The following is a 20,096-nucleotide window of genomic DNA, read 5'->3' as shown; positions in this document are numbered from 1 at the left end:
CGGGGTCACTTTCGGCCGTCCTCGGGGTCGGGGGGAAACCGCAGATAGGCACGCTTGGGGTCACGCTTCTCGGAGCGGTCGGCGGCGAACAGGAACAGCCACATGACGGCCAGCGAGGACAGCACGTACCAGGGATGGCGGGCGGTGGCGCCGACCAGCTTCATGGCGACGTCGATCGTGTCGGCCGCCGTCTTCGCCGCCGCGTGCCAGCCGGTGGGCGCCGGGACCGCGCTTCCTCCAGCCGGACCGCCGGATCGCGCCGCGTTCGGTTGTGGCGCGTTGCCCGTCGATGCGGCGTCGAAGAAGGGCGCGTTCGTACGGCGTACGGAAGCCTGGGTCTGACCGTCGGCGTTGATCCTGGGATCCGTGGTAGCCGGAGTACCCGATGTATCTGGTGTGGCCGGTGTGCTCGGCGTGCTCGGTATGGCTGTGCCCGGGGTGCGCAGCCAGGTGAGCGTTCCGGTGGCGCGGCTGTGCTGGAGTGCGTTGTCGTCGGCGACCTCTACCGTGAGCCGATAGGTGCGGGTCTCCCGCGCGGCCGGCACCCAGCCGGTGGAGACTCCGCTCGCGGCCAGGCCGGTCAGCGGCCCGTCGAACACGGTGGTGCCGGTGAATCCGGTGCAGTTGCCGAAAGCTCCGCCGGTGCCGAGCTCGACCCGGATGTGCAGGCCGGCGACGAGCGGACCGGTCAGATCGGCGGCGGTCAGGCGTACGGGCCCGCGGTCGGCGGTGTTGCCGTTGACGATCGGCAGGCAGTTGCTGACCGCGTGGCCGGGAACGAGCTGGCGTGCGCTGAACATCGCGGGCGTGCCTTCGCTTCCGGCGCTTCCGGCGCTTCCGGCGAGCGACATCCGGGCCATCTCGGTGCTGTTGCCACCGAGCGCGGCCGACAGCAGCACCCCCGACGCCGCGAGGGTCATCAGGACGGCTGTCACACGTGAACGCCGTACGGCCGCCATGCTTTTCTCCTCCCCCGGGTGTGCTGACCGCCGTTTGATCGGTCCCGCGGGTGGCCCGGATAAGGAGTCGGGCTCAGTCGTCTCACCGGTACGCCGATGTGACAAACGGATGACAGGGGGTTAGCGCGCCGTGGGCAAGCACTGTGCACCCAGGGACGGACGGGCGCTGCTGCTCCGCGCTCGTTCCGAGGGTCGCGTGCTGCTCTTCGACGCCCGGGACGCGGCCCTCGCGTGCATCGTGGGACTGCTGCTGGTGTCGATGGCCCCGGTGCTGCTGGGGTGGAAGTCCACGGTTGTGGTCTCCGGTTCGATGATGCCCAGGATCCGGCCCGGCGACGTCATCTCCGCCGCCGCCCCGCCGCCGACGCACGTCGAGGTCGGCACGGTCGTCCTGGTCAACGACCCCGCGCATCCCGGTGAGCTGCTCATGCACCGGGTGATCCGCCTGGACGAGGCCGGCCGCATGATCACCAAGGGCGACGCCAACCCGACCGCCGACAGCACGCCGGTGCCGATGGACCACCTGGTCGGCATTCCGCGGATCCGCATCCCGTACATCGGGCTGCCCTACCTCTGGATCCGGCAGGGGCGTTACGTGCCGGTCGTCGCGGCCGCCATCCTGCTGCTCACCCTGCTGCTCTGGCAGCCACGCCGGAACGAGCCGCCCACGCCGCCGCCCAGCGCCCCGCGGCGCCTGTCGGACGGGCCGGTGGACGCCGACCCGTACCGCGTCCGGCGTGTCCCGGTCGCTCACGGGGTTCTCGACGGTCCCGTGGACGCCGACTCCTACCGCCTGCGCCGTGCACCGATTGGCAACTCAGCTGCACTGATTCGCGACTCGATGGCCCCCGCCCCTCGACCGAACTGGATCCCTGAGACCGCCGCAGCGGTTTCCATGGGGGATCGATGAAGGGGAAACATATGCGGGGGATCATCACCAAGGCCGTCAAGAGCAACCGCGCTCGTCGCGGGGTTGCCGCGGTCGTCGGCCTGATCGCGTGTTCGGGCGTCGTGTGGCAGTCGTCGCACGCGACGTTCACCGCGACCACCAGCAACGACGGCAACACCCTGGGCGCCGGTACGGTCGCCATCGCGGACAACGACGGCGGTTCGACCGCGATGTTCACCCCGTCGGCCATGGCGCCGGGCGCCACGGGAACGGTGTGTATGGCCGTCACCTACACCGGTTCGCTGACGCCCACCGCGATCAAGATGTACTTCCCCATCACCGGCACCAACAAGGCGCAGGAGAGCGCCGCCGGCGCCGCCTACGTCGACTGGGCCGACAGCGCCGCGTCGGAGATGGACGACTACACCACCCTGCAGATCGAGGTGAACAGCGCCGACCTGGCCACCGACCCCGGCTACGGCAACTGCGCGCCGTCCGGCGTCGGCACCTTCAGCAACGTGACGGCGGCGACCAGCCTCCGGACCCTCATCAAGAACAACCAGAACTACGCCGGCACGACCCTGTCGGCCCCGACCATCGGCCAGAACCAGTGGCGCGTCTTCCGCTTCACCTATGCGCTCCCGTCCACCGCGCCCGACTCGGTGCAGGGTGACGGCGTCAAGTTCGGCGTCACGTGGGAGGCGCAGCGCTAATCACCAAACGGACCAGTGAGATCGGCTCCGGTGGCTTCCAGCCGCCGGAGCCGTTCCGCGTTCAGCCCGATTCCCAACCTGCCGAACAGGTGAGGTGAGGAGGCCGGAGCTGTGGGCAGACATACCCGCCGGCCGCGGCGCCACCTCTGGCGACGTCTGCGCTGGTACGCCGTGGCCGCGGCACTCGCCGTCACGGTCACTCAACTGCGCCCGGCCGACGCGCGGTTCACCGCGCAGACCTCGAACAACGGCAACACCCTCTACACCGGCACGGTGGTGCTCACCGGCACCGCGGCCTCGGGCAGCCAGTTCTTCACGGCGACGAATGTCATCCCCGGCAGCACCGCCCTCGCGTGCGTGATCACGACCTACACCGGTTCGCTGCCGGCCACGGTGAAGATGTACATACCCCCGGCGACCGGCGCGCTCGGCTCGTACATGGTGTTTCGCCTGCAGGTCGGCACCGGCAACAACACCGACTGCAGCGACTTCAGCTCCACCAGCACCCTCTACAACACGACCGGCATGAAGGACGGCACCAAGACCCTCGACGCCTTCATCGCCGCCACTGGCTCCTGGGCGAACGGCGTCGGCACCTGGTCGGCCACCACCGGCACCAGCCGAACCTGGAAACTCGAGTGGATCGTCCAGAGCAACGACGCCGCCCAGGCCCAGTCCATCACCTTCACGCCTCGCTGGGAGGCTCAGCGCTGACCCCGGTCATCCCGCCGAGCCGCCTTGTGACCCGTCACCACCCAGGGACGTGTCGGCCAGGCGGCGGATTCGCTGCACCTCGGACGAGCCGGTGAACTGGCGGGACACCTCGGACAGCCAGGCGCTCTCCGAGGCCAGTGAGGCGTCCAGCTCCTGGAACGGGTGCTCGGTGCCGTAGTTGCGGCCCCGGGCGTGCCCGACCAGCGCCGACGCGATCACCGCCGCCTCCAGCGTGGCCGGATCGGCGGCCGGGCCCAGCCATTCGGAGACGTCGGGATGCGCATAGGGGCGCAGGGTCAGCTGGGCGTCGCGGACCTCGATCACCCGCCGGTAGAGCGCGAACTCCACCCCGGCCGACGGCCAGCCGCCGCCGGTGTCGAGGGCGACCTGCGGCACCGCCGTCCGCAGCGCCCGCCAGAGTGGCTGGATGCGGCGCAGTTCGCGCAGCGCGCGCCACCAGCGCAGCGGGGCGGTGATCCGGTCACCCCAGGCGGTCAGGGTCGCCCCGATCAGCCACAGCAGCAGGCAGATCGCGCCCAGCGTGGTGCCGACCGGCAGGGTGGTGGCCAGCGATCGGCCGGTGGTGAGCGTGACCACCGGTCGCAACCCGGACCAGCCGGCCCACACGATGCCCAGCGCGGCGCCCGCGACCACCAGACTCAGCCCGACCCGCAACACGCCGGGGGCCAGGTGCCGCACGTAGCCGCCCACGTTGGCGATGAACGTGACCAGGCACAGCATGATGTAGCCGAAAAAGACCAGCAGGTAGACGACGACCGCCGGGTTCCGCGAGTAGGCGTTGACGTAGTTGAGGGTGAACGTGGTGCCGGCGGTGGCCAGCAGCACCAGCATCAGCGTGATCGCGCCGATCAGCAGGACGGCATACCGGCGGAGCCAGCGCCGGGTGCCGGACGGACGGGCGATGCTGTGGCCGAGCGCGCCGAGGAAGTAGGCGGCCAGCATCTCCAGCGAGTTGCCGAGCAGCCGGCCCAGGTTGGGCAGCGGCTCGACCTGGCTGATCGCGGTCAGCACCGGATGCGACATCACGGCCAGTCCGAGGCCGATGCAGAGGAAGAAGGCGGAGAGGTAACGGGTGCCCTCGGCCGGGCGCCGGCCGTTCACCGGGATCAGCTTGTACGCCGCGACCAGGGCGGCACAGGGCAGGGCCAGGATGTTGAGCCAGATCAGCACCGCGCCCGCCGGGGTCAGCCGGTGTCGAAGATCGAGCCGAGCCGGGCCAGGCCGTCGGCCACCTCGGGGTCGACCGGACCGGTGCCGGCGGCCGGGCCGCGGCGGGCCCGCTGCGCGATCATCGAGGCGATCAGCTCGGCCTCCTGTTCCTGGGCGACCGAGTAGTCGGAGCGGCCGAGCACCCGGCGGACCAGGTCGTCGGACAGGTTGGGCAGCAGCATGGCCGGCAGGGCGGTGAGGGTGCGGTCGTCGGTGTGGCCGCAGAGCAGGTGCCCGACCTCGTGCAACAGGATGTGCTCCTGGTGCAGCCGGGTCGTGCTGGCGGCGTAGAAGAGGTAGTCGGCCCGGTCGGTCGCGACCAGCGCGCCGCACTGTTTCATGCCGCCAGGCATCGGCACCAGCTCGACCGGGCGACCGCGCCGGCGGGCCAGCGCGTCGACGAACCGGGCCGGGTCGAACGGCGCCGGGATCGGCAGCGAGTCGACGATCCGGCGGCACCGGCGCCACATGTCGCGCTCAACCGCCATCGGGCCCGGCCCCGCCGTCAGCGTCACGCGAGAGGCCGGCCTGGCGGGCCTCTCGCCGCCCGATGACGTCGATCATGTCGCTGATCGTGTCGAGCCCCTCGGGCGAGAGCGTGACCGCCCGCAGCGCGATCTGCCGGACCGCGTTGTCGCGCAGCGCGCCGAGCAGCTCGAGCTCCTCGGCGATGCGCGTGCTCTGCTCGTCGTCGAAGAAATACGCCGCGGGGACCTGGAAGAACTGGGCCAGAGCCTCCAGATGCCGCTTGGTCGGGTTGGTGCGCTTGCCGTTGCGCAGCTGCCACAGGTACGTGGTGGAGAAGCTCTCGCCGGTCGCCTCGCGGCAGGCCGTGGCCACTTCCTCGTTGCGATAGGGCGTGCGGTCGGGGCGCCGGATCACCTCGAAGAGCCGGTTGACCTTCACGGCGAGGGGGCCGTGGGGTGATTCGTCCATTGTGGCGCCCTCCTCCACTACTCCCGGCCGGCCGAGCTGATCTACCCGGCCATCGTAGCGGCTCCAGAATTTAGCTGACGTGAATCTCTTGTGCCCCGAGACTCACAGCCGCTAAAAAGTTTGCGGGAGGTGAAATAGATGACCGCACTTATCGATCACATCAACGACGTCTCGGCGGACGCGTTCGGCTCACTCAGCGAGCAGGACCGGACCGTACGGGGGCTGGCCGGGCTCACCCCGGTGCTCGCCACTCCGACGGCGGTGGCGCTCGGCGTCGCCGTCGGTGCCGCGGCGTTCCACGCCGGCTACATGGTGGGAATCGCCCGCAACATGGCCGAGGGCACGCACCCGGTTCCGAAGTAAAGCCGATCAGGAGGTGCCCCATGTCCGTCATCGCCACCAGGGTGAACGCGGATCCCGTTCTGGCCACCGTCCGGATCGACGCCGACGAGGCGTGTGACCAGGTCGGGGGCATGCCCGTCCTGGCCACTCCGGCGACGTTCGTCGCGGTGGCGGCCGGCGTCGCCGCGGTCGGTTCGGTCGCCGGACTCTTCGCCGCCGGTTACGCCGCCGGACGCAATTTCGGTGGTCCCCGTCCCCCGGCCGAGAACAGCCAGCTCTAGCCGGGCGTACCGGGCCGGTGTGCCGGGACCTGGCACACCGGCCCCCAAACTTCTCCAGGAAGAGCCGCGACCATGCCCAACCCCCTCCGCGCCCTCGACCGCTCCGCCGTGCTGAACTGGACCGAACGGATCAGCTCGGTCACGCACCTGTTGGCCAGTCTGGAATACCTGACCCGTGGCCGGGACCGGCGGCAGGGCGGTGCGAACAACTGGGCCGTGAACCGGCGTACGTTCGCCGAGCACGCCCCGCGCCTGACCCGGGTGCTCGACCTGACCAGCGGCGACCGGATGGTCACGGCCCTGCACGCGAGCCGGGCGCTGGCCGCGGTCGCGCTCTGGATGCCGCTCACCCACCGGCAGCGGGTCGCCGCCAACGCCGTGCTCACCGGCAGCCAGGCCGCGCTGCACGCCCAGCACCTCTACGGCAGCGACGGCGCCGACCAGGTCTCGTTCCTCGTGCAGGCGCTCACCACGATCGCCCGGGCCGGTCACCGCCGCCCCGCGATCGTCGACGCCGCACTCTGGTTCATCTCACTGCAGTCGGTGCTGTCCTACACGGTCTCCGGCTGGGCCAAACTGCCCAGCGACACCTGGCGCAGCGGGCGTGCCCTGCCCGGCATCACCCGCACCTTCACCTACGGCGATCCGCAGGTCTGGCAGCTGCTCAGCCGCTATCCCCGGCTGACCCGGCTCGCCGCCCACGGGGTGCTGGCCATGGAGTGCGCCTTCCCGCTCGCGTACGCCGCCCGGGGCCGTCCCGCGCCCTATCTGCTGGCCACGGCGGGCACGTTCCATCTGGTCAACGCACGGGTGATGGGGCTGGGCCGGTTCTTCTGGGCGTTCACGTCGACCTACCCGGCGATCACCTACACCACCCGCCCCCGGGAGCGGACCGCCGACGCGAACGGGGTCCGCCGCGACGACACGCTGCCCGCAGTGGCCGCCGCGGCCGGGCTCGTCCTGTTCGCCGCCGGGCAGGTGGCCCGGATCCGCCGGCGCCGGATGATCGAGCGGGGCCGCGGCGACGAGCGCACCTTCACCACGGCCGCGGGCAACGTCCTCTCCTACCGCTACCCCGGCGCCGACAACGGCGGACCGGTGGTGCTGCTGGAGAGCGGGCTGGCCGCCACCGGGGAGCACTGGGAACGGATCGGCGGGGCGCTGGGCACGCGCTTCACGACGGTGACCTATCAGCGGGCCGGTTACGGGTCCAGCCGCTACCGGGGTTCCGGCGAATACCGCTTCGAGGCCATGGTGGACGATCTCGTCGACCTGGCCCGGCACGTGGCCGGCGAGCGCCCGGTGATCCTGGTCGGCCACTCGCTCGGCGGCTATCTGGCCCTGCTCGCCGCCGAGCGGCTGGGTCGTCAGGTCAGCGGGGTCGCCCTGATCGACTCCAGTCACCCCGCCGAGCTGCGTCGTTCGCTGCGCCAAGCCGAGGGCGGCCGGGTGCTGACCAGCATCCTGTCCATCATGCCGGGATCGCTGCGGGCCGGGCTCGGGTCGCTGCTGCCCCGCGCGGCCTGGGTGGATCGGCTGCCCGAGCCCGTACGGCCGCTTGCCCTCGCTCAATATCGCGACCCTGAGCTGTGGTCGGCCGCCCGGCGGGAGTGGAAGGTGGTGCGGGAGCGCTTCGAGGACGAGTCGGTCGGACTGCCCCGGATCGACGCTCCGCTGGTGGTGGTGACGGCCGGCACCACCGCGCGCGCCGACGCCGTCCAGGCCGACCTGCACGACGAGTTCGCCGCTTCGGCGCCCCGGGCCGAGCGGCACGTGATCGAGGGCGCCGACCACGACGGCATCCTCACCGACGAGGCCCGGGCGGCCGAGGTGGCCAAGATCCTGACGGCCTTCGTCGACGACGTCACCGGGGTGGACCGGTGAGCCGCCGGGTCGGCGCCGACCTGCGCCCCCTGACCACCGCGATCACCGCCGGCCTGGTCGGGTGGTTCGGGGTGACGGTGCTCAGCCAGCACCCGCAGCAGGTCTTCGACCGGTTCCGCAAGTACGACGTGCCCGGGCTGCTGATCGGCAACTGGCGGTTCTTCGCCCCCGAGCCGGCCCAGCACGATTTCCACCTGCTGCACCGGGTGCTGACCGCGGACGGCGAGCAGACCCGGTGGTCCGAGACGATCGTCATCCCGCAACGGCGGTGGCGGCAGATGGTCTGGTTCCCGGAGCGCCGGCAGGACAAGGCGATCTTCGACATCTGCGCCGACCTGATCGCCTACCTCGGCCGGCCCGGGGTCGACATCACCGCCACCACGCCGTACGAGGTGATGCGCGACGTCGTCGAGCACGCCGTACGGGCGCAATATCCCGGGTCCGAGCGGCCCCGGGGGTTCCAGTTCGTGATCGCCCGCAGCACCGGCTACGACGAATCGAACAAGCCGGATTATCTGCTGGTGTCCCCGTTCGTACCGCTGGAGGACGCTGTCCATGACTGACCTCGGTTACGGCCGTCAGTTCGCCGACTTCTACGACCGGATCTTCCCCGGCGGGCCGGCCGCGGAACCGGCGGTCGCCTACCTCGCCGACCTGCACCCCGGCGACGGTCGATCCACTCTGGAACTCGGCGTCGGCACCGGGCGGATCGCGCTGCCGCTGGCCGACCGGGTCGGCGAGATCGTCGGCGTCGACTCCTCTCCCGAGATGCTCGACGTGCTCCGGGCCGCGCTGAAGGACCAGCCGCGCCCGGTCACCCCGGTCGACGGCGACATCCGCGACTGGGCCGACCACCGTTCGTACGGGCTGGTCTATTGCATCTGCGGCACCTTGTCGATGCTGCTGGACCCGGCCGAGCAGCAGCAGACGATCACGGCCGCCGCGGCTCGGCTGGACCCCGGCGGCACCCTCGTGGTCGAGACGCACAACCCGGACTTCGCGGTGCACGTGATCAACCAGGGCCGGGCCCGGGACTCGTACCTGATCCCCTACCCGGGCCGCGACACCGGGCTGCTGTCCTACTCGACGATCGACGTGGCCAACCGGATCTGGCAGCTGACGCATCTGTGGATCGAGGACGGCCGCTCCCGGATCGCGTCGGAGGTGAGCCGGTTGACGACCGCCGAGGAGGTCGACGCGTACGCGGAAAATGCGGGTCTGATCCTCGCGGCGCGGCACAGCGACTGGTTCGGCAACGAGTTCACCGGTGTGGAACCGATGTACGTCAGCGTCTACCGCCATCGGGGCGAGTGATGAGCGACCGCCACTGGATGCGCATGATCGTCGGGTACGTCCGGCCGCACCGCGGACCGTTCCTGGCCGCGGCCACGCTGCTGCTCGCCTCGAGCGTGCTCGGACTGGCCCAGCCGCTGGCGGCCAAGGCGCTGATCGACCACCTCACCGACGGGCTGGGCGTGGGCCGGCCGCTGGCCTGGCTGACCGGACTCGTCCTGGTCGCCGCGGTGCTGCTCGGCCTGGGCAACTATCTGATCCTGCGCACCGCCGAGGCGGTCACCCTGGACGGGCGGCGCGGCCTGGTCCGGCACCTGCTCCGGCTCACCGTGCCCGCCCTGCAGCGGCAGGCTCCGGGTGACCTGCTGGCCCGGGTGGCCGGCGACACCATGCTGCTGCGGCAGGTCGCCAGCCAGTCGCTGATCGACCTGTTCACCGGTGCCGTCATGCTGCTCGGCGCGCTGGTGCTGATGGCGATCGTCGACCTCACCCTGCTCGTGGTGACCGTGGTCGTCGGGCTGCTGCTGGTGCTGATCATGAAGTTGCTGATGCCGCGCATCCGGGACGCGGCGCTGCGCTCGCAGGAATCGGTCGGCGAGATCGGCGCCGCCCTGGAGCGGGCGCTGGGCGCCTTCACCACCATGAAGGCCTCCGGAGCCGAGGTGGCCGAGGTGGCCCGGATCGACGGGGCGGCCGTGACGGCGTACCGGCAAGGGGTGAGCCTGGCCCGTTGGGGCTCGGTCGCCGGAACCAGCGCCGGCCTGGCCATCCAGATCGCGTTCCTGGTCGTCCTCGGGGTCGGCGGCGCCCGGGTGGCCGGCGGGGCGATGCCGGTCTCGGCGCTGGTCGCGTTCCTGCTGTACGTGGCCTACCTGAGCCAGCCGGTGATGCAGCTCATCGGCGCCGGCACCTACCTGCAGGTCGGGCGGGCCGCCCTGACCCGGATCGCCGAGATCGACGCGCTGCCGACCGAGCCTCTCCTTTTCGATAGAGGAGAGATGGCCAGCGGTCCGCCCGCGACGGTCGTGTTCGAGGGGGTCGGCTTCCGCTATCCGGACCGGGACGAGCCGGCCCTGAGCGACCTCACGCTTACCGTGCCCGCGGGTGGGCTGACCGCGCTGGTCGGCCCGTCCGGCTCGGGCAAGACCACGGTGCTCGCCCTGATCGAGCGCTTCCACGAGCCGCAGCACGGCCGCATCCTGGTCGACGGGCGGCCGCTGACCGACTGGCCGCTGCGCGACTTGCGGGCCGCGATCGGCTACGTCGAACAGGACGTCTCGGTGCTGGCCGGAACCCTGCGGGAGAACATCACGTACGCCGCACCGGGCGTCTCCGACGAGCAGATCCACGAGGTGCTGCGGACGACCCGGCTCGAACCCCTGCTCGACCGTCTCGGCGGCGACCTGGACGCGCCGGTCCGGCACCGGGGCCTGTCCCTCTCCGGCGGCGAACGCCAGCGGATCGCGGTGGCCCGCGCCCTGCTCCGCCAGCCCCGGCTGCTCCTGCTCGACGAGGTGACCTCACAGCTGGACGCCACCAACGAGGCCGCGCTCCGCGAGGTGATCCAGGAGATCTCCCGCCGGACCACCGTCATCGTGGTGGCCCACCGGCTGTCCACTGTGCTGGCCGCCGACCAGATCGTGGTCCTGGACAACGGAACCGCCCGTTCCGCCGGCTCCCACCCCGACCTGGTCCGCACGGACTCCCTCTACGCCACGCTGGCCGCCGAGCAGACCCTGGCCTGAAGGGCGCGCGGACGGAGGGCGGCCACGATCAGGGCCGCCGTCACCAGGCCCGCGCCGACCCAGAACGGACCGGCGTTCCCGGCGCCGAGCGCACCCGCGGCGATCAGCGGGCCCGCCGCCGCACCGACGTTGAGGGCCGCCGTCGCATAGGAACCGGCCATCGTCGGCGCGGCGGCGGCCTCGTACAGCACCCGCGTGATCAGCGTGCTGCCCAGCGCAAACGACAGCGTCCCCTGCGTGAACACCAGGATCAGCAGCGCGACCGGGTGCCCGGCCAGCAGCGCCAGGGCCACCCAGCCGCCGGCCAGCAGCGGGCCGCCGACGGCGACGACCGTTCCCGGCCGCCGGTCGGACAGGCGCCCGGCGACCGTGACGCCGACCAGCGAGCCGGCCCCGAAGAGCATCAGCACGACGGCGACCCACCACTCGCCCAGCCCCGCCGTGCCGGTCACGACCGGGGCCAGGAACGTGAAGGCGCCGAACGTGCCCGCGTTGACCAACGCTCCCAGCACCATGACCAGCAGCAGGCGCGGCTTTCCGAGCAGACCGATTTCCGTACGCAGATCAGGCCGCGACCCGCCCGGCGCAGGCATCGCGCGGGTGAGTCCCGCCACGGCGAGAAGACCGAGCGCGGCGATCGACCAGAAGGTGGCCCGCCAGCCGGACAACGTGCCGATCACCGATCCGGCCGGCACTCCGGCGATGGTGGCCACGGTGGTGCCGGACAGCAGCACGGCCAGCGCGCGCCCCTTGCGTTCGGCGGCGACCAGGCCCACGGCGACGGTCAGGGCCACGGCCAGGAAGCCGGCGTTGGCCACGGCCGCGACCACCCGGGTCACCAGCAGCACCGGGAAGCTCGTGGTCACCGCCCCGGCGACGTGCGCGGCCACGAACGTCAGGACGAATCCGAGCAGGCTGCGGCGGCCGGGCCAGCTCCGGGCGAGGGCCGCCATCAGGGGTGCGCCGGCGAGCATGCCGAGGGCGTACGCGGAATTGAGGGAACCGGCCGCACCCACCGACACGCCCAGATCGGCGGCGATGTCCGGCAGCAGACCGGCGAGCATGAACTCCGAGGTGCCCATGGCGAACACGGCCAGGGCGAGGACAAACAGCGAGAAAGGCATCGTTGGACTCCGAGGCCGGCCCCCGGCCGACGCCCGACTGGCACCCGCGCGGAGGACTCAGCGGTCGTAGGGGCTGACGGCGTGACCGAAAGCCCCCGACGTGTCCGACTCGGGAGTCACCATGGCCGGAACGCTACACCGGCGCCGGATCAGGAACCACGTGATCCACCCGGCGCCGATGATGAACCCGAAGCTCACGATGCGGTAGAGCACCACCGCGGCGATCGCGGTCGGGGTGTCGACGCCACCGCCCACCAGGCCCAGGATCAGGGCGCTGTCGATGATGCCGAGTCCACCCGGGACGATCGTGATGGTCCCGGCGGCCATGCCCGCGCAGAACGCCAGCAGCACCTGGCCGGCGCCGGTCGGCTGATCGGTGACCGCGCGCAGGCACATCCAGAGGCAGACGGCGTCGAGGGCCCAGTTGAGGATGGCGAAGGCGGCCGCCGCGGCGCCGTGACCGGCCGTGAGACGGGCCGCGCCGAGCTGCTCGAGGAAGCCGCGCACCCGGTCGAAGCCGTCCGCGGCCGGGCGGCGGCGGCACCGGTTGAGCCCGGCCAGCAGCCACCGGACCGGCGGGTGCACCAGGTCGGGCCGCCGGGTCACCAGCCGGACGCCGAGCACAACCAGGCCGACCGCCGCGATCAGCCCGGCCAGGCCGTACCACTGCGGATCCTGCCTCGACGTGAGCGCCCCGAAGGCGGTCACCAGGGCCAGGGCCGCGGTCGACAGGATGCCGGAGAGCGCGATGCACCACGCCGCCACCGCGGGTGTCGCCCCGAAGCGCCGCATCTGCTGGTAGTTGAACCGGGTGGAGAACGCGGGGCCGCCGGGCAGGGTCTCGTTGAGGGAGTGGGCGGCGTAGGCGACGGCGACATTGCGGTAGGCGGGCACCCGCAGACCGGCCGATCGGAGCAGGAACTGCTGCATGCGCCCGTACGCGGCCATGGCGATCACTTCGGCGACGACCGCGGCGGCGAGCCAGCCGGGACGGGGTGCCCGCAGGTGCGAGACCGCGGACGCCAGGGCCGGCCAGCCGAGCACGAGTTCCACCGCGAACAGGGCGATCAGCCCGGCCACGGCAACCCTGGCTCGCACAGCTACCCCTTAAGAGAACGGACGTTCGTTTTAGAGTGAACATCGTGTCGCGGTTTGTCAAGAACGAACGTTCGCTTTTAGCATCGGCCCATGCCACGCGTCTCCGAGCAGTACCGGGCCGACCGCCGGGCCGAGATCCTGGGCGCCGCCGCCCGGCTCTTCGCCGCCAACGGCTTCCACGCCACCTCGATGGCCGACATCATCGGCGAGGCGGGCCTGTCGGCCGGGGCGGTGTACCGGTACTTCCCCAGCAAGGAAGACCTGGTCGCCGCCGTGGCCGAGACCGCCCTGTCGGCCGCCGACGAGGTGTTCGCCGAACTGCTGGCCGACAACGCGGCCCCCTCCCCCGCCCACGCCGTCTCCGTGCTGATCGAGGCGATCACCGCCCGGCTCATGAACGAACCGGAAACCGGCGTCGACTTCACCCGCATCGGCGTCCAGGTGTGGGCCGAGGCGCTGCGGAGTCCCGCCCTGGCCACCCGGGCCGACGCGGTCTACCTGCGGCTGCGGGGCCACTGCGCCGAGGTCGCCCGGCGCCGCCAACAGGCCGGCCTGCTCCCGGACGACGCCGACCCCGACCACGTCGGCGCCGCCATGCTGGGCCTGGTCCAGGGTTTCGTCCTGCAGCACCTGCTGATCAACGGGACCACGCCGGCCGCCTACATCGCCGGCCTGAACGCCCTGTTCCCCACACCCACGAGCTGACACCAGCGTGGTCCAGTTCTACGACAACGGCGATGTCGACCGTGTCTACGGCATCCACTACGACATGACGACCGAGCAGTGGCAGCACTTGGCCGAGATCTACCGGTCGCTGCCCGGCAGCTCGGCCGACCTGGCGGGCGCGTGGTTCGGGCCGGAAGGCAGCCCGGACGGGTGGCTGGTCGCCTCCATCGAGCCATCCGGCCTGCACGTCTACGGCGAACTGCCCGCCGCCGACTGGCATCGCTGGACGACCGCGTTCGAGGCCGCCGTCGACGCGTCAGACTTCCCGCTCATCGACCTGGCCGACCTCGCCGGCTTCTCCGACCTCGCCGGCCTCGCCGGCCTCGCCGACGAGTAGGTGCAGTTGCCGGCTGCGCTGGTCGATGGCTTCGATCACAGAGATCATGTCGCGCCGCGTGGCCGACGCCGCGACGGCTTCGCGATAGAGGTCGCCGGCCACGTCGAGCAGCGGCGACGCGATCCCGGCGGCGCGCGCGGAAGTGGCGATGAGCCGGGTGCTGGCGTAGGCGTCGCGGATCTCGGCGCGCGTCTCGAAGTCGTGGTCGACGAGCTGCTGAAGCTTGACGCCGGCGAGTTCCCCGGCCATCGGGCCGTGCATGATCGCGTCCTGCACGAGGGCGCGGTCGAGGCCATGACTGTCAGCGAAGTGAACGGCCTCGGCCAGCGCGGCCAGCATGACGTTGAGATAATGGTTCACGGTCAGCTTCATCAGCAGTCCGCTGCCGACCGGCCCGCACATCACCATGTGCTTGCTCATCCGGGCGATGAGCGGACGGGCCCGCTCGACATCATCGGGCTCACCGCCGACAAGCGCGACCAGGGTTCCCGCTTCCGCCGGCCCCCGCGATCCGGAAACCGGCGACTCGACGAATCGTCCGCCGGCCGCGCGTACGTCCGCCGCCAGGGCCCGGGAGAAGCCGGGTGACACCGACCCGGCGGAGACAACCAGATGTCCCTGCACCCGCCGACCGAATTCGGCGGTGCCGCGGCCCAGCACCCGGTCGGTGACGCTCTCGTCGAGCAGCATGATCAGCACCACATCGGCCCGCGCGAACACGTCATCGACGGTCTCGGCGACGATCGCGCCCAGCTCGCGCAGTGGATCGGCGCGTGCGGGGGTTCGGTTCCAGACCACGAGCGGGGTGCCGGCCCGGGCGAGGTTCAACGCCATCGGCTGACCCATCACGCCAAGCCCGACAAATCCCACCCGCGCCGAGCCGCTCATCGTTTCCGGCATACCGCCAACCATCCACCCAGGCGGCGACTTGGGGAGCCACCCCGGCGTGTCCGAAGTCCGCCAGCGAGCGCCGTGCGTAACTGCTTGACCGCATTCTGTTACATGGAAGTCGCATCGTCCTCGAGAGAATGCGATCGATATGCGGGTTGAGGTGCTCTCCGACCACGGCGGACAGCAGTTGGCGCAGACCGGTCGGCAGCTACGGGCCGCCGACACGAACGTTGTCGCCCGGCAGCGCTCCTATCAGCGGGCTCAGCAGGATCTGGAGTCCAGCCGTCGGGCGAAGTCGTTCTGGAGGCGCCTGTTCGCCTTCTCCACTCCGACCGAGCAGCAGGCCCTCGCCCAGACGGAGAACGCTTGGCAGGGAGTGCAGCAGGCCGTCGCCGGTCGTGAACAGCTCGACCAGCGGGTGCGGCAGCAGGCGGCGGGCGTGCAGGGTGAGCTGGATCTGGTTCTGGGTCTGTCCGGGCTCGACGATTCCTGGACGATGCTGCGCGGTTATCGGAACCGGCGTGGCGAGACCGATTCGGTGCTGGTCGGTCCGCTCGGTGTGTGGGCGGTCGAGGTGAAGCGGCGCCGGGTGCGGGTGCATGCGGTGGGTGAGCAGTGGTGGTACGAGAAGCTCAGCGCTCGCGGCAACGTCGTGGAGGCCGGTTGGGCAGTTGACGGTGGCGGTCGGACCTGGGCCCGGCAGGTGAACGATGTGGCCGATGATCTGGCGGCGTGGCTTGCCCGCAACGGGCACCCGACTCGCATCCGTACCGCGGTGATGCTCATGCACGAACAGGCCCAGTTCGGCCGATGCGAGCACCTGACCGTCACGATGATCGGCACCCACCCGGCGCAGTTGCTCGACGCGATCGGACGGTACGCCTCGCCGCTGACCGCCGGCGAATGCCAGCAGATCGTCGCCCTGATCTGTCGCGACCACCGTTTCCACGAGCAGCGGCGCAACCGCCCGCGGCGCGGCGACTAAGAACCATCCTGCCGTACGTGTCGGTGGCCGCTCCTCGGGTAGTCGGGCGGGGCGGCCGGGAGCAGATCGCGCAGCGGGTAGCCACTCTTGAGCGCCACCCGGCAGGACGCCGGGTTGTCGACCGAGTGGAACAGGTCCAGGCGCATGATCTCCTGAGTGGCCAACGCCCAGCGCGACACGGTTTCCAGGGCGCGCGCGGCCACGCCTTGCCCACGCGCGTGCGCGGCAGTCCAGTAGCCGACCTCGGCTGTGCCGGCGTCTCCTACCGTCACTGCGACGTGCGCGAGCGGCGAGTGGTCGTCCACGTCGGCCACCACGGCGAAGCTGAACCGCGTGGCCGCGGCCCAACCGGCGTCCTGCACGTCGAGCCACTGGCGTGCCTCGCCTTCGTCGGCCAGCGAGGTGCGCAGGTGACGGCCCAGCGCCGGATCCTGATGGGCCACAACCAGTGCCGGCATGTCCGCGGGCCGCCACGGACGCAGCAGCAGGCCGGTCCCCGACCCGGCGGCGGGCAGAATGATCGTCACGACCGCCATTCTGGCCGACGCGAGCCATCAGAGTTCTGCCCGAAACAGACGATCGCAGCATGACCCGAAGGATGGGCGCGGCAGCGGGTGGCGAAGCTCCGGCGCGAGCTGGGTATCGGCACCCGACACGACGAGGCCGCCCCTGGACCGCTGAAAGGCCCACCGCCGTGGCCTTCAGCTTCCGAGAGTGACACCCACCGGAGACGCAAGGTCGGCCTCCGCGTACTTGACCGAGCCCCGGTGCGAGACCTCGACCCCGTAGAAGCCCTTGCCGGCCGGAACACCGGTGACCGTAAACGAGAAGTCGCACTCGGTGCCGCTGACCATCGTCGAGCCGGTCAGGCTTCCCAGCCCGACGATCTCACCGCCGGCGTCGGTGACTGTGACGGAGGCGCCGTCGCTGATGTCGTCGTATCCACCGTTGCCGGCGCAGCCCCCGTCGTACGACAGCAGGTCATCATCATGAAGCGCCATGGTGCCGCTGACCGTCAGCGTCTTGGGTGCCAGCACCGGTATCGCCGCCACCGCCGAGCCGGTTTGGCGTCCGCTGAGGACAACCGCCGTAGTCCCCACAGCGGCCGCCCCAACCGCGAGAACGCCGGCAACCACAAGCCCGACAACGAGACCCCGACGCCCCCGCCGCCCAGGCAGCGGCCCAGGCATCATCCCGCCCGGCGAAACCTGCTGATAAGGCTGAGGCTGAGGAAAGGCCGAGTGCTGAGGCTGAGGAAAGGCCGAGTGCTGAGGCTGCTGAAAGTTGCCGTACGAGTCATGAGTCACGGCCACAAACATCGACCAAAGCGCACCCAACATTACTCAACGACGCCACGCAAATACTCTCCGTACCCCGCATGGGTAGCCGCCAACGAAGCCCGAAGGGTGAGCGCGGCACACGGGCGCGGGTGGCGAAGCCACTTCCAGCTCAGCAATACCCGAAGGGCGAGCGCGGCACACGGGATGCGCGTGGCGAAGCCACTTCCAGCTCAGCAATACCCGAAGGGTGAGCGCGGCAGAGGGGGTGCGGGTGGCGAAGCCCCCGCCTGGCGCGACGAAGTCGCGCCGGAAGGAACGAGGCGGCCAGGTCTGCGCTCTCCGCAGACACACGACAGCCCCCGACTCGTGGGCGATACTGGGATCGAACCAGTGACCTCTCCGGTGTGAACGGAGCGCTCTCCCGCTGAGCTAATCGCCCTCAACGAGGACTGACTGTACTAGACCGCTGCCCTTGGCGGCTAACAGGGGTCAGCTCAGCCACTCCCGCGCCTTGTCGATCAGGTCGATGCCGAAGCTGACGCGCACCGACAGGTAGACGATGGCGCTGACGAACAGGAACGTGGCCAGCCCGACCAGCCCTTTTACCGGCCATGACTGGCGGCCGATCCAGTGCGTCCAGGACAGCACGTGTTTCTTGGTGAACTCGAGCAGGTGTTTGGCCCACGCGAATTCGATGGCCCAGATCGCCAGGCCGGCGATGACGACCGCCCACCCGGGGCCGGGTAGCGGGATCATCACGATGCCCGCGGCGACGACGATGGCGCCGAGCGCGGCGATGGAGATCTTGAGTGCGAGCCGGCCTGTGGGGTTGGCGCGGATCTTGTCCAGCACACCCGTAGGGGCCCGATCTTGGTCGGGTTTCGTAGTCATTTCATCCCCCAGTGTTCCGGAGCCCCGTCACCACCCGGGAGAAATGGACGTTACCGGAGTAAGTCAACTGCTGGACCACCCGACGCCGGGCGGAACCGAGTACTTGGGGCAGAACAGTACAAGATATCGCTTTACGTCTTGTGCGAAAGGGTTTTCGGAACCGTCTTCCCACTACTGGGTGAGATCAGCGTATGGCGGAGCGTAACGACAGGGATCACCTGAGTATGGGAAACGCGGGGTTCACCAGCCTCGCAGCGGTGCCGGGGGGAGTTCGTCCATGAGTACCATTCGTCCAACGACCGTCGAGGTCGAAACCTCGCTGCGGCTCGTAGCGCCTGATGCCACGGCTCTGCCCGTGCGCGCCAGCCTGCGTTACGACCCAGCCGACCCTTATGCGGTACACGTGTTGTTCCACGCAGAATCAGCCGGTGGGGAAGCCGTGAGCTGGTCCTTTGCGCGGGAACTGCTCGTGACCGGGCTCGACGAGCCGGCGGGTATCGGAGACGTCCGGGTGTGGCCGTGGGCCACGCCTCGGGGCGACTTCGTTGCCCTCGCGCTGTCATCACCTGACGGTAATGCACTGTTCGAGGTGCCTCGCAGCGTCCTTGTCCGATTCCTCCGTCGCACCTATGTGGTGGTGCCCCGGGGACGGGAATCGGAACATCTGGACGTCGATGCGGCCGTCAATCGGTTGCTGGCCGGCCGATAGTTCGCTAAATGCGACAGGCGACCCGTACGGACACTGCCGGTCCGTACGGGTCGCCTTTTGCATAAACCGCCCGATATACAAATAACCAGACATTCGTCGCAGAAATACCGCTCGATCGAGCGGAAAGCCGACACCCGGGCCCGTGGCGCGTTTTGCCTCGTGCATCGCTGGTCATGGCCGGTTACCGTCGTGGCGCGATGTCCATTACAGCGGCGCGGTCCGAGACCGCCATCACGTTCCGACCGCCCGGCTGGGCGGGCGTCGGCTGCTGTGCTCTCGACGCCACCTCGGCCCAGCCGCCGGTCCGCCTGCCCTATCACGTGCTGCTGCTGGCCACGGCCGGCCACGGCACGGTCGAGGTCGACTTCTTCGGCCATTCCTGCCGGCCCGGCACCCTGCTGTGGATCCAGCCGGGTCAGGCGCTTCGTGTAGGGCGCAACGGCCTGATCGCCTCGGTGGTGACCTTCGAGCCCCGGTTGCAGCCGCAGGAGGGCGGAAACCCCTGGCAAAATCGCTGGCAGCTGCGCGGCGAGGACGAAGACGCCGTGATCAGCGAGTTCACCCAGCTGGCGGTCGACTGCGAGCGCCACCCGCCCGGGCCGGTGGCCGGTGACCTGCTGCGTCACCAGCTGCATGTCCTGCTGCTGCGGCTCTCGCTGCTCAGCGAGGGCGAGCCGGCCGGGCCCGAGAGCCGGACCTATGCGCGGTTCCGGAGCCTGCTCGAGGCCGGTCACCCGCACAGCCGTCGCGTCGAAGACTATGCCGAAGAGCTCGGCTGCTCGGTGCGTACGCTCACCCGGGCCTGCCTGTCCGTCACCGGCCGCACCGCCAAGCAGGTGGTCGACGACCGGGTCTCGCTCGAGGCCCGCCGGCTGCTCGCCTGCACCGACCTCTCGGTCGCCGAGGTGGGCCGTCACCTGGGTTTTCCTGAGCCGACGAACTTCGGTCGCTTCTTCCACCGGGAGGCCGGGATGAGCCCGGGCCAGTTCCGGTCGGAGGCCTCGGGCGAGCCCCGCGGGGTCATTCCCGCACAGCGACGATCATCTGACTGAGCGTAATTCCCATAAAA

Annotated in this window: 24 protein-coding genes and 1 tRNA gene; 14 read left to right on the top strand and 11 right to left on the bottom strand. The window is 70.5% G+C overall.

All coding sequences use genetic code 11. The features are described from left to right. Nucleotides 1-5 precede the first annotated feature (5 nt). Nucleotides 6-935, bottom strand: a complete 930-nt coding sequence (locus KOI35_RS22770; RefSeq protein WP_215789751.1) for a hypothetical protein — start codon at nt 933-935, stop codon at nt 6-8. Nucleotides 936-1,155: 220 nt separating this feature from the next. Here KOI35_RS22770 and KOI35_RS22765 point away from each other — a divergent pair, with 220 nt between their 5' ends. From KOI35_RS22765 to KOI35_RS22755, 3 genes are all read left to right on the top strand, one after another. Further along, complete coding sequence (locus KOI35_RS22765) at nt 1,156-1,869, top strand: signal peptidase I (protein WP_215789749.1); 714 nt, start codon at nt 1,156-1,158, stop codon at nt 1,867-1,869. 11 nt (nt 1,870-1,880) lie between these two features. Beyond that, on the top strand, nt 1,881-2,561 hold the full coding sequence (locus tag KOI35_RS22760; protein ID WP_215789747.1) for a hypothetical protein: 681 nt from the start codon (nt 1,881-1,883) through the stop codon (nt 2,559-2,561). A 111-nt stretch (nt 2,562-2,672) separates the two neighbouring features. Beyond that, entirely contained in the window at nt 2,673-3,275 is a 603-nt protein-coding gene (locus tag KOI35_RS22755; protein WP_215789745.1) for a hypothetical protein, read from the top strand. A gap of 6 nt (nt 3,276-3,281) precedes the next feature. Here the strand turns inward: KOI35_RS22755 and KOI35_RS22750 are convergent, their stop codons facing one another. Genes KOI35_RS22750 through KOI35_RS22740 form a run of 3 tightly spaced genes read right to left on the bottom strand, consistent with a single transcriptional unit; the run spans nt 3,282 to nt 5,441 of the window. Further along, nucleotides 3,282-4,466 (bottom strand): MAB_1171c family putative transporter, encoded by a 1,185-nt coding sequence (locus tag KOI35_RS22750; RefSeq protein ID WP_215789743.1) that lies wholly within the window; start codon nt 4,464-4,466, stop codon nt 3,282-3,284. Between the two features lie 14 nt (nt 4,467-4,480). Further along, nucleotides 4,481-4,993 carry a hypothetical protein gene (locus KOI35_RS22745; protein ID WP_215789741.1) on the bottom strand — a complete coding sequence of 171 codons (513 nt, stop codon included), beginning with the start codon at nt 4,991-4,993 and terminating at the stop codon, nt 4,481-4,483. After that, nucleotides 4,983-5,441 (bottom strand): XRE family transcriptional regulator, encoded by a 459-nt coding sequence (locus KOI35_RS22740; RefSeq protein WP_215789738.1) that lies wholly within the window; start codon nt 5,439-5,441, stop codon nt 4,983-4,985. The genes KOI35_RS22745 and KOI35_RS22740 overlap by 11 nt, the downstream gene beginning before the upstream one ends. 138 nt (nt 5,442-5,579) lie before the next feature. On the opposite strand from KOI35_RS22740, the gene KOI35_RS22735 reads away from it, so the two are divergent. From KOI35_RS22735 to KOI35_RS22710, 6 genes are all read left to right on the top strand, one after another. Then, the gene (locus KOI35_RS22735; protein WP_215789736.1) at nt 5,580-5,804 is read left to right on the top strand and encodes a hypothetical protein; all 225 of its coding nucleotides are present in this window, start codon (nt 5,580-5,582) and stop codon (nt 5,802-5,804) included. 20 nt (nt 5,805-5,824) lie between these two features. Further along, entirely contained in the window at nt 5,825-6,064 is a 240-nt protein-coding gene (locus tag KOI35_RS22730) for a hypothetical protein (protein ID WP_215789734.1), read from the top strand. A 72-nt stretch (nt 6,065-6,136) separates the two neighbouring features. After that, nucleotides 6,137-7,948 (top strand): alpha/beta fold hydrolase, encoded by a 1,812-nt coding sequence (locus KOI35_RS22725; protein WP_215789732.1) that lies wholly within the window; start codon nt 6,137-6,139, stop codon nt 7,946-7,948. Then, a complete protein-coding gene (locus tag KOI35_RS22720) occupies nt 7,945-8,511 on the top strand; it encodes a hypothetical protein (protein ID WP_215789730.1) in 567 nt (188 codons plus the stop codon). Before KOI35_RS22725 ends, KOI35_RS22720 begins: the two co-directional genes overlap by 4 nt. After that, nucleotides 8,504-9,262, top strand: a complete 759-nt coding sequence (locus KOI35_RS22715; RefSeq protein ID WP_215789727.1) for a class I SAM-dependent methyltransferase — start codon at nt 8,504-8,506, stop codon at nt 9,260-9,262. Before KOI35_RS22720 ends, KOI35_RS22715 begins: the two co-directional genes overlap by 8 nt. Further along, on the top strand, nt 9,262-10,986 hold the full coding sequence (locus tag KOI35_RS22710; protein WP_215789725.1) for an ABC transporter ATP-binding protein: 1,725 nt from the start codon (nt 9,262-9,264) through the stop codon (nt 10,984-10,986). The genes KOI35_RS22715 and KOI35_RS22710 overlap by 1 nt, the downstream gene beginning before the upstream one ends. Here the strand turns inward: KOI35_RS22710 and KOI35_RS22705 are convergent. After that, nucleotides 10,950-12,110 (bottom strand): Cmx/CmrA family chloramphenicol efflux MFS transporter, encoded by a 1,161-nt coding sequence (locus tag KOI35_RS22705; RefSeq protein WP_215789722.1) that lies wholly within the window; start codon nt 12,108-12,110, stop codon nt 10,950-10,952. The two genes, KOI35_RS22710 and KOI35_RS22705, sit on opposite strands and share 37 nt — an antisense overlap. 57 nt (nt 12,111-12,167) lie before the next feature. Beyond that, entirely contained in the window at nt 12,168-13,208 is a 1,041-nt protein-coding gene (locus KOI35_RS22700) for a lysylphosphatidylglycerol synthase transmembrane domain-containing protein (RefSeq protein WP_215789720.1), read from the bottom strand. Nucleotides 13,209-13,298: 90 nt separating this feature from the next. On the opposite strand from KOI35_RS22700, the gene KOI35_RS22695 reads away from it, so the two are divergent. Both KOI35_RS22695 and KOI35_RS22690 read left to right on the top strand, forming a co-directional pair. Further along, nucleotides 13,299-13,913: a TetR/AcrR family transcriptional regulator gene (locus KOI35_RS22695; protein WP_215789717.1), complete on the top strand. Its 615-nt coding sequence runs from the start codon at nt 13,299-13,301 to the stop codon at nt 13,911-13,913. A gap of 7 nt (nt 13,914-13,920) precedes the next feature. After that, nucleotides 13,921-14,271 (top strand): hypothetical protein, encoded by a 351-nt coding sequence (locus KOI35_RS22690; protein WP_215789715.1) that lies wholly within the window; start codon nt 13,921-13,923, stop codon nt 14,269-14,271. Here the strand turns inward: KOI35_RS22690 and KOI35_RS22685 are convergent. Continuing rightward, complete coding sequence (locus tag KOI35_RS22685; protein WP_215789713.1) at nt 14,191-15,159, bottom strand: NAD(P)-dependent oxidoreductase; 969 nt, start codon at nt 15,157-15,159, stop codon at nt 14,191-14,193. The genes KOI35_RS22690 and KOI35_RS22685 overlap by 81 nt on opposite strands. Nucleotides 15,160-15,310: 151 nt before the next feature. Between KOI35_RS22685 and KOI35_RS22680 the strand changes: the two genes are divergently transcribed. Further along, entirely contained in the window at nt 15,311-16,147 is an 837-nt protein-coding gene (locus KOI35_RS22680) for an NERD domain-containing protein (protein WP_215789711.1), read from the top strand. Here KOI35_RS22680 and KOI35_RS22675 read toward each other — a convergent pair. The 4 genes from KOI35_RS22675 to KOI35_RS22660 form a co-directional block, all read right to left on the bottom strand. After that, entirely contained in the window at nt 16,144-16,674 is a 531-nt protein-coding gene (locus KOI35_RS22675) for a GNAT family N-acetyltransferase (RefSeq protein ID WP_215789708.1), read from the bottom strand. The two genes, KOI35_RS22680 and KOI35_RS22675, sit on opposite strands and share 4 nt — an antisense overlap. A 174-nt stretch (nt 16,675-16,848) precedes the next feature. Further along, on the bottom strand, nt 16,849-17,184 hold the full coding sequence (locus KOI35_RS22670; RefSeq protein WP_215789706.1) for a hypothetical protein: 336 nt from the start codon (nt 17,182-17,184) through the stop codon (nt 16,849-16,851). Between the two features lie 610 nt (nt 17,185-17,794). Further along, nucleotides 17,795-17,866, bottom strand: a tRNA-Val gene (locus tag KOI35_RS22665). 50 nt (nt 17,867-17,916) lie between these two features. Further along, entirely contained in the window at nt 17,917-18,318 is a 402-nt protein-coding gene (locus KOI35_RS22660; protein ID WP_215789704.1) for a TIGR02611 family protein, read from the bottom strand. Nucleotides 18,319-18,595: 277 nt separating this feature from the next. On the opposite strand from KOI35_RS22660, the gene KOI35_RS22655 reads away from it, so the two are divergent. Then, nucleotides 18,596-19,027, top strand: coding sequence for an SsgA family sporulation/cell division regulator (locus KOI35_RS22655; protein WP_020514863.1), 432 nt, complete (start codon nt 18,596-18,598; stop codon nt 19,025-19,027). 197 nt (nt 19,028-19,224) lie between these two features. Then, nucleotides 19,225-20,079 carry a helix-turn-helix domain-containing protein gene (locus KOI35_RS22650; RefSeq protein WP_215789702.1) on the top strand — a complete coding sequence of 285 codons (855 nt, stop codon included), beginning with the start codon at nt 19,225-19,227 and terminating at the stop codon, nt 20,077-20,079. Nucleotides 20,080-20,096 lie beyond the last annotated feature (17 nt).

Source organism: Paractinoplanes bogorensis, from assembly GCF_018829635.1.
In the GTDB taxonomy this organism is placed as follows: domain Bacteria; phylum Actinomycetota; class Actinomycetes; order Mycobacteriales; family Micromonosporaceae; genus Actinoplanes; species Actinoplanes bogorensis.
Note: the sequence above shows the minus strand (reverse complement) of the source record. Positions and strands in the feature narration are given on the sequence as shown.